The sequence below is a fragment of the Pseudomonas sp. NFPP04 genome (genome assembly GCF_900113815.1).
In the GTDB taxonomy this organism is placed as follows: Bacteria; Pseudomonadota; Gammaproteobacteria; order Pseudomonadales; family Pseudomonadaceae; genus Aquipseudomonas; species Aquipseudomonas extremorientalis.
The window spans coordinates 155,966-168,403 of sequence record NZ_FOQS01000009.1; the positions used below are offsets into that span (position 1 = coordinate 155,966).

Below are 12,438 nucleotides of genomic sequence, written 5' to 3' on the forward strand. Positions count from 1 at the left end.
TTGGGTGTCGGGGAGCCGAGATTTGCGTCCACTACCATTTCGAACGTGGACGCTGCCGTGTATGGAATACACCGAGGATTTGCAGGCGATCACTGCGTATCCGATACGGAATCAGATATGACCAATTGGGGACTGCCCATTCACGGGTGTTTTTGACCCGGCCTTCACGACCCATGGAGGGAAATTGAGCCAGTTTGTCGATGCTGGCGAAAATGGCATCGGAGAAGTCGTCAGCAGCCGTTGGATTTTCGAGAGCGATATAGTTTCGTCTTCTAGATTTTTTAGCGCTTTTTCAAGCCACTCAACCCGCATTCCGACTCCAGCGCCTAGCGCGCATGGCCGCCACTTGATCGTCGGTGGCGAATTTGCCTTGGTCGGCTTCTTTCACTGCCAACTCGATCTGAGCGGTCAGCGTTTTTTCATGCTCGATGTAGTTGCGAAGAACGTCCATCGCCAGGTAGGCCGCAGTCTGGCCGTTGGTTTTGGCTAGGTTGGCGAGTGAGTTGGACAGGTCTTCCGGCAGGGTTAGTGAGACTCCAGTCATAACGGCCTCGATGGTGAACGCGTAGTGGGCATCTTACACCGTGGAGCGCTGGGTTGAATCAGCGGGCCGTCGCGAGGGATGTCTGGAAGTGAATCGTTTCTTCTCCTCAGGATCAATATTTAAGTATGCGTCTGTTTGAGGAAATGGCACCCCGCAGTGAGAGTTGCCATTTCTCAACCAGCGATGAGTAAAAGAAGCTTATTCAGCTCTCTTTTTTAATTCGGTTTCTAGCCACTGGATAATTTCCTTCTTTATGTGGGTTGCTGCTGCCTCGGCAGGTTTTTTTCCATTTACGTTAACCTTTATGGTTCGCCATCTTTCGCACGTGGGGTGTGAATATTCATCCCAGTTTTTTCTCTGTAGTATCTCGTAGGAGAAGTGAATGGAAAGTGATCTGTTGGAGTAAATTGAGATTGTATAGATGGATATTGGTGGAGCGATTTCTAGGTTTGGGTTGAAGTTGAGTCTCAATATTCTATTTTGTGTTGAGTGTGTATAGTTGAAGCCATTTACGTATTGCTTGGTCTTGGTTATGGATTCTAATTTGTATTCGGTTTCTTCTTGTGCATGCAGTCGAGATAACGTGTTTAGTGTTGCGCCCATTAGTGAGAAAGGATCTTTTTTAGTAGGCGGTTTCTTTGGTAGTGCCTTGTACTCTTCGACTTTATAGTTCTTGGTTCCGTGTGTAACTGTTGCAAAATAGTTATCTTCGGTTTTTTGGCTGAGCCATTCGCCAATTTTGGATATGTTTGGAATTTCGTTAGGGAGTAGGTCGGAGTCTAGAGAGACTTTATATATTTTTTTGACGTCGTTAGGCCAGTTTTCAACTTCCTTTTTGAAGTCATTAATGAACGAAATCAGAGTTTGCTCGCTGTAGCACGTAGACGTGGAGATTTTCTGAATCTGCGTATAAATGGACTCTTCTTTTGGTGCTGGTGATGGAGTTTTCGCCGCCGCTTCTGTATTGCCCTGCTCGTCTGGAAAGCCAAATAGCTTGTTTATTATGTTATGGGTTTGCTTGGTGATCGTTCCAAATTTTTCTATGTTGTCAGACTGAGTTGCAAATATCGGTTTTGGGCCACCTTTGTCTGCAAAATCATCCGCAACAGCAGCCATAATCTCTCTATAACGTACGTCGCCTTCCAGATCAGATATTGCAGTCAAAATACTTTCTGTGAAGTAACTAAACTCAGTGCCGGCGTAGGATGATTCGCTGTCTCTTGAAGAAAACCAAAAATACACATCGTTCAGTCCGTATTTCTTTGCTGACTTTGTAAGTTCCTCTTCTGCGTTAAATTCACTTTTTATGTACTGTGTGCCACTGAAGCAGGCGTCAATTATCTTTATGCAGAGTTTTGGGGATAGTGTTTTAATCCAGTCATCCAGTTCTGAGTTTCTAAGTCCAGTGGTCTCTTTGCGTCTAGGGTCGAAGTCGGATAAAACATAAAAAAAGTCATCCTCAAACCGTTCTCCATGTCCTGAAAAATAAAAGAATAGCTCCTGTAAGGTCTCTCCTTTGTATTTCTCAACGAGGTCGGAAATTTTTCTCTTTATCTCAGAGGCTGATTCATTTTCGCCTAGAAAAAGTATCTCCTCAAGGTTCTTAACATTTTCGATGACAGCCTTAATGGCTGCTGCGTCTTTTTTGCAGGCGGATAAGTTGTCAAAGCTCTTTGATTCATATTTTTCAACGCCGATAATAATGGCTATTTTCATTTTGATATTACTTGTTTGATTTTAATTGGTTGCCTGGCTGCATCGTTTGCAAGTGGTTTTTTTGCCTATCTTGCAAGAGCGGTCGAGGAGTGGCTGTGGGTGAGCAGGGTGTCGACTCCATTCGAAGGAAGTCGTGAGCATATCAATTTGTGCGGCGAATAGGGGAGGCGGCAGTCGCCAAACAGATTGTCGTAGTGCGTAACGTGGGCTTAACAGAGATAACCGTTACTGGGTGCCATCTCTCAAATGGAGGTTGGTGTTGAGCTTTTCTATTCGATCATAGTGCAACTGATGAGTCATGAAACTAGCTCAAGGTCCTATATTTTTCGAGAAATTTCCCACGCTTTTCTCAGCTTGCCCCTCAGACCTCCCCTAGCTAACCTCCCCCAGCCGCTGCCAATCCAGCGGCCGGATGTGGAAGTCCGACCAAGCTGAAGGCGCTCAATTGCCCATAAACACCTACCGGCGTTTTTTTACGTCTGTATGATTGCTTATGGCGGCTGTGCGCGGGGCACTTCGGTGCGCCGGGTCCTTTAGCCCTGGTCTTCCACACCTGCGTACAGCTGCCACCCTCATGTGGAAGTGAGATAGGCAGTTCCTGAAACGCTAAAGGAGCTTCGCCATGTACAAGGTCACACCTAATCCGCCTGACGCTTCAAACGCTGCACCTGCCGATGCCCGGTTTCAAGCTGCCGCCCAACGCGCTATCCATCACTACTTGCCTCAACCTGAGGCTGCTACCACCAACGAAAAGCTAAGCAGTAACCTATTCTCCGTCAGCCCCAACATCGACACCGAAACCCTCCTAGCCAACGCCGCCGAAAACCTCGCGTCCGCCAACCAAATGGCCGCCACCCTGGCCTTCGACCTCGAAGACCCGCACCGCGCTATCGTCCTCGGCATTCAACAACTCATCGACCTAAGCGCGCTACTCGTCGCCCGCGCCCAAGAGCAAGTCGCGCCTGCCGCCAGCCCAGCCACCGCCTGAAACCCAACCCCGCCGCCTTACCCCAGGGCGGCAACCTGAACCCATCCTGTCACCCAGCAAAGTTTCATCATTCCCTGCGCCTTTGCGGTCTACGATCCTCTCCAAGAGAGGCCCCCCACGCCTCCCGTCCACAGGGAACTGAAAACATGATTTCGAACCTCGTCAAAGTCGTGATGGTTGCTGGCACATTGCTGTTGAGTGCCTGTTCGTCGGGTTCTTCCGGCGTGAGCAGCGACCCTTGTTTTTCAGGCGGGTGCCAGGCGTTTGGGGACCATACGCCCAGCAAAGCCGCCAAGATGAATTTTGGCGGCGGTGGGTTGGGGAGTAGTTATGGGGAGTATGGGGCGGGGTTGTTGCATGATGATTGATGGGGTGGTGGGTAGTCGTGAGTGTGTTGACTGACCCACTGCCATCGGGGGCAAGCCCCCTCCCACAGTTGGATCTTCATTGGATCGGGAAGTGTGGCGTCAGTGGCCGCCCTTCATGCGGCGGGCGATGAGGTAGATGCCCAGGCCGATCAACGCTGTAGCGGCGCCGATGTAGCCGGTGCTGGTCCAGCCATACCCGGCTGTAATCGCCATCCCGCCCAACCACGGTCCCAGCGCATTCGCCAGGTTGAACGCCGCGTGGTTCGACGCCGCCGCCAGGCTCGGGGCTTCGTGGGCGATGTCCATCAAGCGGATTTGCAGGGGAGCTGCCATGGCGATCATGGTGCCGACCAGGCCAATGCCCAGCAGCACGCTCCATAGCGAACTGGCGGCGAAGGTGAAGAAGATCAGCACGGCCATCGACCACACCATGATCCAACCCACGGCGCGAAATTGCAGGCGGTCGAACAGCTTGCCGCCGGCGATGTTGCCGATGATGCCGCCGACGCCAAACGCGGCGAGGCCGAAGGGAATCCACTGCGGCGAGACTTTGGTCACTTCCAACATGGTCGGCGCCAAATAGCTGAACACGCAGAACATCCCGGCAAACCCGATCGCGCCAATCGACAACGCCATCCACACCTGCGGCTTGGTGAAGGCGCGCAGTTCCTTGCGCGGGTCGCTGCGTTGTTCGTCGTGACGATGGGGCACGAATTGCCAGACCAGTAAGAGGGTGCACAGGGCAATCACGCTGACCAGTGCAAACGCCGAGCGCCAGCCCAGGTGTTGGCCGAGGAAGGTGGCGATGGGGTTGCCGAGCAGCATGGCCAGGGTCAGGCCCATCATCACGCGGGCAACGGCGCCGGCGCGTTTGTCGTTGGGCACCATGCTCGAGGCGACCACGGCGGCGATGCCGAAGTAGGCGCCGTGGGGCAGGCCGCTGATAAAGCGGAAGGCCACCAGCGAGCCGAAGGTCGAGGTGAAGGCGGTGGCCAGGTTGCCCAGCGCATACAGGCCCATCAGTAACAGCAGCATATGTTTGCGCAGCAACTTGGCGCCGAGGATGGCCAGCAGTGGGGCGCCGACCATTACGCCCAGGGCGTAGGCGCTGATGGCGTGGCCGACTTGCGGTTCACTCAAATTCAGATTGTGGGCGATGTCGGGCATCAAGCCCATGATGGCGAATTCGCCGGTGCCGATCGCGAAGGCGCCCACGGCCATGGCCGCTTCCATTTTGGCGGCGCTGCGCGCGGGCAGCACATGCCCGGGTGTTTGCTGGATAGTCATGGGTAACTCTGGTTGGATGGAGCGCACGAAGGAGAGCCGCTGATGCTACGCAAGCGGCGGCAAAGGTGTCTAGAACAGCCGTTTGCGTCAGAGTTCCAGGCCTGTGACCCCTGGTCGCGCCTGCCACGCTTGACATCGACGGGTTAAAAGCCGCGATTTAGAGCTGTCAATTGGCCAAACGGCGCATAAACGCCGTTTGCCGTGATATTCTGCGCGCCGTCCTGGTCTAGTCTCTCCTGGGTACGTACATCCGTATACGTCCCGGCGGTTGGCTGTCGCCCAGGTAGCTGAAGCCAATAATGATAAAAAGTCAGCGCAGAAGGGACATAAACAGTGAGGTCGATACGTCGGCCTTGTGTGCCCACCCTGCGGCCCTCTCGTGAATGTGCAAACCCCGCGGTGCGTTGCCTGGCGCATCGTGATGGAGGGTTGCCCATGATCAGGGGCGGTAGGGCGGATGGCGTTTTATCATAGGTGCTACTGATGTTTAAAAAAGTAAACACTGCCCTGCTGGGGCTGGCTTTGTCGCTGGGGATCAGCTCCGCTCAGGCGGAAGAGGCAAAGAAAGTCGATGTGCTGCTGATTGGCGGCGGCATCATGAGTGCGACCCTGGGTGTCTGGCTCAACGAGCTGGAGCCGGGCTGGTCGATGGAGATGGTCGAGCGCCTCGATGGCGTGGCCGAAGAAAGCTCCAACGGCTGGAACAATGCCGGTACCGGTCACTCGGCCCTGGCTGAGCTGAACTACACCCCGGAAGACAAGAACGGCAACGTTGAGATCCCGAAAGCGGTCGAGATCAACGAAGCGTTCCAGATTTCCCGTCAGTTCTGGTCCTGGCAGGTCCGCCAAGGCGTGCTGAAGGACCCGCGTTCGTTCATCAACACCACACCGCACATGAGCTTTGTGTGGGGCGATGACAACATCAAGTTCCTGAAAAAACGCTACGAAGCCCTGAAGGCCAGCCCGCTGTTCGCTGGCATGCAGTACTCCGAAGACCCGGCGCAGATCGCCAAGTGGGTTCCGCTGATGATGGAAGGGCGTGACCCGAACCAGAAAATCGCGGCCACCTGGAGCCCGCTGGGGACCGACATGAACTTCGGTGAGATCACCCGCCAGTTCGTCGCTCACCTGCAGACCACGCCTAAGTTCGACCTGAAACTGTCGAGCGAAGTGCAGGACATCACCAAGAACGCCGACGGTTCGTGGCGTGTGAGCTACAAAAACCTGAAAGACGGCACCAAGACCGAAACCGACGCCAAGTTCGTGTTCATCGGCGCCGGTGGCGGTGCACTGCACCTGCTGCAGAAGTCGGGCATTCCTGAAGCCAAGGAATACGCTGGCTTCCCGGTAGGTGGTTCGTTCCTGGTGACCGATAACCCAACCGTTGCCGAGCAACACCTGGCCAAGGCCTACGGCAAGGCTTCGGTTGGCGCGCCACCGATGTCGGTTCCGCACCTGGACACCCGCGTGCTGGATGGCAAGCGCGTGATCCTGTTTGGCCCATTCGCGACCTTCTCGACCAAGTTCCTGAAAGAAGGCTCGTACCTGGACCTGCTGACCAGCACCACCACCCACAACATCTGGCCAATGACCAAAGTCGGTATTCGTGAATACCCACTGGTCGAGTACCTCGCCGGCCAACTGATGCTGTCGGACGACGACCGCTTCAAGGCGCTGCAAGAGTACTTCCCGAACGCCAAGCAATCCGACTGGCGCCTGTGGCAAGCCGGTCAGCGCGTGCAGATCATCAAGCGTGACGAGGAGCAGGGCGGCGTCCTGAAACTCGGCACTGAAGTGGTCAGCTCCGCCGACAACACCATCGCGGGCCTGTTGGGTGCATCGCCAGGCGCGTCCACTGCGGCCCCGATCATGCTGACCGTGCTGCAGAAAGTGTTCAAGGACAAGGTCGCGACCCCTGAGTGGCAGGCCAAGCTGCACCAGATCGTACCGAGCTACGGTACCAAGCTGAACGACAGTCCGGAAGCGGTTGCCAAGGAATGGGCCTACACCGCCGAAGTCCTGCAACTGCCTACGCCGCCTGTGATTCCGCAAATGGCTGCACCCAAGGCCACCGAGGCTGCCAAGCCCGCGGCTGAGCCGAGCAAGCCGGCGTCTGATCTGGCGCTGTAAGCCAGGCTGATGCACAAAGCCCGCTGAACCGGTAACGGTCAGCGGGCTTTTTTGTGGGGCGGTGTTTAAGCGCGGGTGTGCTCGCGGTCGACCGGCGGCAGTTCGACCGTACGCTCGGCCGCGGCCAGGGCCGCCTTCAGCCCGGGCTGGTCCAGCGGCACGCAGTACGCGGGCTTGGCCCGCTCGAACCGCCAGCTTTCATCCAGGCTGCCGGCATCGACGGCGTCAAAGCCCAGCTCGTCGAGCAGGGTGATCACCTGCGCTTTGGCGACAGCATCGTCGCCGGCCACCGGCAATGCGCGACGGTCAGGTGCGCCGTGGGGGCGAGCATGATCGGTAATGTCCGCGGCGAAAATCGCGTTGAACACTTTGATCACCTTTGAGTGGGTGAAGTGTTCGGCGAGCAGTCGGCTGGTGGTGGTTTCAAATCGATCCAGCGCGGGGAAATGACCGTCGCGCTCCGGGTAGTAGTTGTTGGCGTCGAGCAAGGTCTTGCCTGCCAGCCACTGCGCCGGGACTTTTCGGTAGTGTTCAAACGGAATCGCCACCAGCACCACGTCACCAAACTGTGCGGCATCTTCTGCGCTGCCCACTTTGACGCCGCGTATGCCACTTACCACGCTGCTCATGGTCTGCGGGCCGCGAGAGTTGCTCAACATCACTTCATGCCCGGCCGCCAGTGCCCGCTGTGCCACGGCGCGCCCGATAAAACCGGCTCCAATCACGCCAATCTTCATGGTCTTGCTCCTGATAAAGGGGGAAGCCGCTATGATGATTGGCAACCAAATGGCGATAAATAAGCACTATGGCGTGGGTGTTGTTACTGGGAGTAGGGAATGATGGACCGTCTATCGAGCATGAATGCCTTTGTGATCGCCGCCGAATTGGGCTCCTACGCCCGCGCCGCCGAGCGTTTGCACATGTCGGCGCAAATGGTGGCCAAACACGTTGCCGCGTTGGAGCAGCGCCTCGGTGCGCGGTTACTCAATCGCACCACGCGCAGGCAAAGCCTCACAGAGTTGGGGAGCGCGTACTACGAACGTTGCAAACATATCCTTACGGAGGCCGAAGCTGCGGACTCGCTGGCGCAAATCATGAATGACACGCCGCGTGGCAAGCTGAAGATCACCGCGCCTGTGACCTTCGGTTCCTACAGCCTGATGCCACTGATTACTGCATTCCTGCGCGATAACCCGGACGTGGAAATCGACCTGCACCTGACGGATCGCTTCGTCGACCTGGTGGAAGAGGGCTATGAAGCAGCCTTCCGCATCGGTCCATTGGCGACCACCGGCCTGACAGCCCGGCCACTGGCGCCTTATCGCCTGGTGGTCGGTGCTTCGCCTGCGTACCTGGCTGCGCGGGGTACGCCGCAGGTGCCGGCAGACCTGGAACGTCACGAATGCCTGGGCTATGCCTTCTGGTCACGCCCGGCGGACCGCGCGTGGATATTTCATCAAGGCTCGACGCTGTACAGCGTACAGGTGACCAGTCGTCTGCAGATCAACGAAAGCCGGGCATTGATGTCGGCGGCGCTGGACGGTTTCGGCATGGTTCTCGGCCCCCAGGATTTTTTGCATACGGCAATGGCCCGCGGTGAGTTGGTACAGGTGCTGCCGGACTTCGAGGCCCCGAGCCGGCCAATGCATCTGGTCTACACCGCAAATCGGCAGCGCACCGCCAAGTTGCGGCGATTTGTCGAGGCAGTGCTGGCGCGTTTCGGTCCGGTTTGAGCATTCATGTACCCGACGGGCCTTTCGTCTACCTCATGAACGCAACGCCCTCAGGTTCAGCAACCTGACAGACGCCACCTGTTAAAAATACTCCAGAGCCAAGCAGGAGCGAGGCTGCAACAAGGGGGCATTTTCTAGCGGTGCAGGTACTGGGCGTCAGCGTCCGAGGGTTTTTCTATGTGGCTACGTTATGGGGCATTGGCGGCCATGGTCGTCGCGGCATCCGGGTGTGTTCAAGAGCGCGTCGTGCATGAGCGCAGGCCGGTGCAACATGAGTATGTGGAAGTCATCGCGCCGCAACCGCCGCCGGTGCAGGTGATCGAAGTCGAGCCACCCGTACGCTACGGCTATATATGGTCGCGTGGTTATTGGCGCTGGGACGGCGGGCGATATGTGGCTGTACATGGTCACTGGGAGCCGGTACGCGAAGGCTATCGCTACGTGCATCCGCATTGGGTGCAGCGTAATGACGGGTATCACTGGCAGGGTGGTGGCTGGGTTCGCTGAGCCCAGATATCATGGGCCAGTAGCGTTAGATCGGCTTGTGGGTACCCAGCAGCCGAACCTCTCGCAACAATGCGGCACCGAGTTGGTCGGTGCCCAGTTCCCGGTAGCCCACGGCCTTGACCTCGCCGTTCTCCTCCGCCTGGATGAGGATCACCGGGGTTTCCTTGCCGGTGGTTTCGTCGATATGCATCGCGTATTGGGGAATATCCAGCTTGATCGGCGTCCCCGCCGCCTGGCCTTTCACATTGATCAGGAAGGCGGCGCAACCGCTGTCGACATCCGCACTGGTGGCGGAGCGGCCGCTGACGAAGCAGGTTTTTGGCAGATCGGGCCAGGTGATGGCATCGGCCAGGGCGAGAGTGGGAGCCATAGCCAGGGCTGCGAGTAGAAACGTGCGCACGTCGGTCTTTCTCTCGATCAAGGTAAAAAACGGTTTGTATCAAAGCCCGCCCGCTGCCGCAACGCTGCGGTTCAGGCCAGTCGCTTCATGCCTGTGGTCTTGATCGCATTGAGGTCGAAGGTTGCCGTGTACTCGCAACCAGCGGCATGGGCGCAGCGCTCGATCAGGCAGTCTGCAAAGTCAGCCTTGTTCGCCACAAACTTGCGCAGCGCCTGCCAGATGATCTCGGCATGTTCTACGGTCAATTCGCGGGTGCGCAGCAGGGTCTCCAGTACCATCACCACATCACTTTTGGCCGACTGGTAGCAGCTTTGCAGTACCCACACCAACTCCACAATGGAAACCAGGCTGATAAAGCCCGGCGAGGCCGTGGTCAATGATTCGATCAGATCGGATGCCTTGGCGGATTGAACGGGATCATCCTGGGTGATGTAGCGCACCAGCACATTGGTATCCAGCCCGATCATCCGGCTTTTGCCCCCTGCGCTGCGATGGCCTGGTTCATCTCTTCGATGGAGACGGCCCTGGCGGAGCTGCGGATCAACCCTTTGAGGTCATGCACCGTTTTGCTCGCGGCAATGATGGAAAACTGCCCATCTTCCATTTCTACGAATTCAACCCGATCCCCTGTTTCCAGGCCGAGGGCAGTCCTGACCCGGACAGGAATGGTGATTTGACCTTTTGAGGTGAGTGTAGCGATAGCCATGTTGAAGATCTCCATCGTGATATTCCTTACCTTAGGGTAAGGAATGACAGAGGACAATATCCGTTGGTCCATAGGGTGCTCATCTGGTGTGGGTTAGTCGGAACAGGTAAAACACTAGTTCCAACTGTGCCCGCCTGCCGGGCTTAAAGAGATACAAGCCATGACCGACCGCCAGCTCATCATCCCTCCCTCCATGCACTCAATCGTCGAGCGCGCCGGCTACGTGCCCGCGGTCAAGGTGGGCAAGACGTTGTACTGCGCCGGTCAGGTCGGGCGTACGGCTGCATTGGCGGTGATCGAGGACCCCGAGGCGCAATTCGTCGCGGCCTGGGAGAATCTGCGGCAGGTGCTGGAAGAGGGCAGTTGCACCTTCGACGATGTGGTGGACATGACCACTTATCACGTCGATATGAGCCAGCACATGGCGGTTTTCCGTGAAGTGAAAAACCGCCTGTTTCCACGTGGGCATTGCGCCTGGACCACAATCGGGGTGTCCGAACTGGCGCACCCCGGCCTGCTGGTGGAAATCAAATGTGTGGCGGTACAGCGCTAGCTTATTGCACCACGCGGTAGCAGGGCACATACGCCGCGCCGCCCGGCAACTTCATGCGGTGCTGGGCGACGAAGGCCTGTAGCAACTCATCCAGCGGTTTCATGATGGCCGGGTCGCCGTGGATCTCATACGGGCCGTTCTGCTCGATCAGGCGGATGCCCTTGTCCTTCACGTTACCCGCCACGATCCCCGAGAACGCGCGGCGCAGGTTGGCGGCGAGTTCGTGGGGCGGCAGGGCGTGGCTCAATTGCAGGCTGGCCATGTTTTCGTGGGTGGGGTCGAACGGGCGCTGGAAGCCTTCGTCGATCTTCAGCAGCCAGTTGAAGTGGAAGGCGTCGTTGCGCTCGCGACGGAACTGCTTCACCGCCTTGAGGCCAGCGGTCATCTGGCGCGCCACTTCGGCGGGGTCGTCGATGATGATCTGGTAGTGTGCCTGCGCCGCTTCGCCCAGGGTGGCGCCGACGAATGCGTGCAACTGCTGCAGGTACGGCGCGGCGTGTTTCGGCCCGGTGAGGATGACCGGGAACGGCAGGTCGCGGTTGTCCGGGTGCATCAGGATGCCCAGCAGGTACAGGAACTCTTCGGCCGTGCCGGCGCCGCCAGGGAAGATGATGATGCCATGGCCTACACGCACGAAGGCTTCCAGGCGTTTTTCGATGTCCGGCAGGATCACCAGCTCATTGACGATCGGGTTCGGCGCTTCGGCAGCGATGATGCCCGGTTCGGTCAGGCCCAAGTAGCGCCCGCCGGTAATCCGCTGCTTGGCGTGGGAAATGGTCGCGCCTTTCATCGGACCTTTCATCACGCCAGGGCCGCAACCGGTGCACACGTCAAGGCTGCGCAGCCCCAGTTCATGGCCGACTTTCTTGGTGTATTTGTATTCTTCGGTATTGATCGAGTGCCCGCCCCAGCACACCACGATCTTCGGTTCGACACCCGGGCGCAGCGTACGGGCGTTGCGCAGCAGGTGGAACACATAGTCGGTGATGCCCTGGGAGTTGCTCAGGTCGATGCGCTGGCTGTCCAACTCGTTCTCGGTGTAGACGATATCGCGCAGGGCGCTGAACAGCATCTCGCGGGTGCTGGCGATCATTTCGCCATCGACGAAGGCGTCTGCCGGAGCGTTCAGCAGTTCAAGGCGCACGCCGCGGTCCTGTTGGTGGATGCGCACTTCAAAATCTTTGTAGGCGTCGAGGATGGTCTTGGCATTGTCGATGTGCGCGCCGGTGTTGAGGATCGCCAGGGCGCATTGGCGGAACAGGGTGTAGATGCTGCCGGTACCGGCTTCGCTCAGTTGCTGGACTTCACGTTGAGACAGGGTTTCGAGGCTGCCCTTGGGGCTGACGGAGGCATTGATGACTTGACGTTGGGGCATTCTGATTCCTTGAAAGCGCAGCCACCGCACCCGCAAGGGGCCGCGATGGCTTGAGAATGATGGGCGCCGAATTCGGTCGCACGAGACGGTTATTTACCTCAGGCGCAAGGCCCAGCGCAAATACCGTCCAG

14 protein-coding genes and 1 pseudogene are annotated in these 12,438 nt (G+C 57.5%); 6 read left to right on the plus strand and 9 right to left on the minus strand.

The window, feature by feature from the left end; genetic code table 11:
- Positions 1-31: 31 nt before the first annotated feature.
- The 3 genes and pseudogenes from BM017_RS19705 to BM017_RS19715 form a co-directional block, all read right to left on the minus strand.
- A pseudogene (locus BM017_RS19705) lies at positions 32-312 on the minus strand (type II toxin-antitoxin system RelE/ParE family toxin).
- Entirely contained in the window at positions 302-544 is a 243-nt protein-coding gene (locus BM017_RS19710; RefSeq protein WP_092247423.1) for a CopG family ribbon-helix-helix protein, read from the minus strand. The pseudogene BM017_RS19705 and the gene BM017_RS19710 overlap by 11 nt, the downstream one beginning before the upstream one ends.
- 198 nt (positions 545-742) lie before the next feature.
- Positions 743-2,260, minus strand: coding sequence for a caspase family protein (locus tag BM017_RS19715; RefSeq protein WP_092247426.1), 1,518 nt, complete (start codon positions 2,258-2,260; stop codon positions 743-745).
- Between the two features lie 622 nt (positions 2,261-2,882).
- Between BM017_RS19715 and BM017_RS19720 the strand changes: the two genes are divergently transcribed.
- The gene (locus tag BM017_RS19720) at positions 2,883-3,248 is read left to right on the plus strand and encodes a DUF6124 family protein (protein WP_092247429.1); all 366 of its coding nucleotides are present in this window, start codon (positions 2,883-2,885) and stop codon (positions 3,246-3,248) included.
- A 146-nt stretch (positions 3,249-3,394) separates the two neighbouring features.
- A complete protein-coding gene (locus BM017_RS19725; RefSeq protein ID WP_092247432.1) occupies positions 3,395-3,616 on the plus strand; it encodes a hypothetical protein in 222 nt (73 codons plus the stop codon).
- Positions 3,617-3,715: 99 nt separating this feature from the next.
- Here BM017_RS19725 and BM017_RS19730 read toward each other — a convergent pair whose 3' ends face one another.
- Positions 3,716-4,903, minus strand: coding sequence for an MFS transporter (locus tag BM017_RS19730; protein WP_092247435.1), 1,188 nt, complete (start codon positions 4,901-4,903; stop codon positions 3,716-3,718).
- 483 nt (positions 4,904-5,386) lie between these two features.
- Here BM017_RS19730 and mqo point away from each other — a divergent pair, with 483 nt between their 5' ends.
- Positions 5,387-7,033, plus strand: a complete 1,647-nt coding sequence (gene mqo, locus BM017_RS19735; protein WP_071496702.1) for a malate dehydrogenase (quinone) — start codon at positions 5,387-5,389, stop codon at positions 7,031-7,033.
- A 65-nt stretch (positions 7,034-7,098) separates the two neighbouring features.
- Here mqo and BM017_RS19740 read toward each other — a convergent pair whose 3' ends face one another.
- Positions 7,099-7,770: an NADPH-dependent F420 reductase gene (locus tag BM017_RS19740; RefSeq protein ID WP_028619443.1), complete on the minus strand. Its 672-nt coding sequence runs from the start codon at positions 7,768-7,770 to the stop codon at positions 7,099-7,101.
- 99 nt (positions 7,771-7,869) lie between these two features.
- Between BM017_RS19740 and BM017_RS19745 the strand changes: the two genes are divergently transcribed.
- Positions 7,870-8,766 carry a LysR family transcriptional regulator gene (locus BM017_RS19745; protein ID WP_092247438.1) on the plus strand — a complete coding sequence of 299 codons (897 nt, stop codon included), beginning with the start codon at positions 7,870-7,872 and terminating at the stop codon, positions 8,764-8,766.
- A gap of 177 nt (positions 8,767-8,943) precedes the next feature.
- The gene (locus tag BM017_RS19750; RefSeq protein ID WP_071489038.1) at positions 8,944-9,273 is read left to right on the plus strand and encodes a YXWGXW repeat-containing protein; all 330 of its coding nucleotides are present in this window, start codon (positions 8,944-8,946) and stop codon (positions 9,271-9,273) included.
- A 25-nt stretch (positions 9,274-9,298) separates the two neighbouring features.
- On the opposite strand, the gene BM017_RS19755 is transcribed toward BM017_RS19750, so the two are convergent.
- The 3 genes from BM017_RS19755 to BM017_RS19765 all read right to left on the minus strand — a co-directional run bounded on the left by BM017_RS19755 (position 9,299) and on the right by BM017_RS19765 (position 10,394).
- On the minus strand, positions 9,299-9,643 hold the full coding sequence (locus BM017_RS19755; RefSeq protein WP_071489039.1) for a hypothetical protein: 345 nt from the start codon (positions 9,641-9,643) through the stop codon (positions 9,299-9,301).
- A 101-nt stretch (positions 9,644-9,744) separates the two neighbouring features.
- The gene (locus BM017_RS19760) at positions 9,745-10,140 is read right to left on the minus strand and encodes a PIN domain-containing protein (protein ID WP_092247496.1); all 396 of its coding nucleotides are present in this window, start codon (positions 10,138-10,140) and stop codon (positions 9,745-9,747) included.
- Positions 10,137-10,394, minus strand: coding sequence for an AbrB/MazE/SpoVT family DNA-binding domain-containing protein (locus BM017_RS19765; RefSeq protein ID WP_092247499.1), 258 nt, complete (start codon positions 10,392-10,394; stop codon positions 10,137-10,139). The genes BM017_RS19760 and BM017_RS19765 overlap by 4 nt, the downstream gene beginning before the upstream one ends.
- Positions 10,395-10,539: 145 nt before the next feature.
- On the opposite strand from BM017_RS19765, the gene BM017_RS19770 reads away from it, so the two are divergent.
- Entirely contained in the window at positions 10,540-10,932 is a 393-nt protein-coding gene (locus BM017_RS19770) for a RidA family protein (protein WP_092247502.1), read from the plus strand.
- Position 10,933: 1 nt separating this feature from the next.
- Here the strand turns inward: BM017_RS19770 and ppnN are convergent, their stop codons facing one another.
- Entirely contained in the window at positions 10,934-12,307 is a 1,374-nt protein-coding gene (gene ppnN / locus BM017_RS19775; protein WP_025856956.1) for a nucleotide 5'-monophosphate nucleosidase PpnN, read from the minus strand.
- Positions 12,308-12,438: the final 131 nt, after the last annotated feature.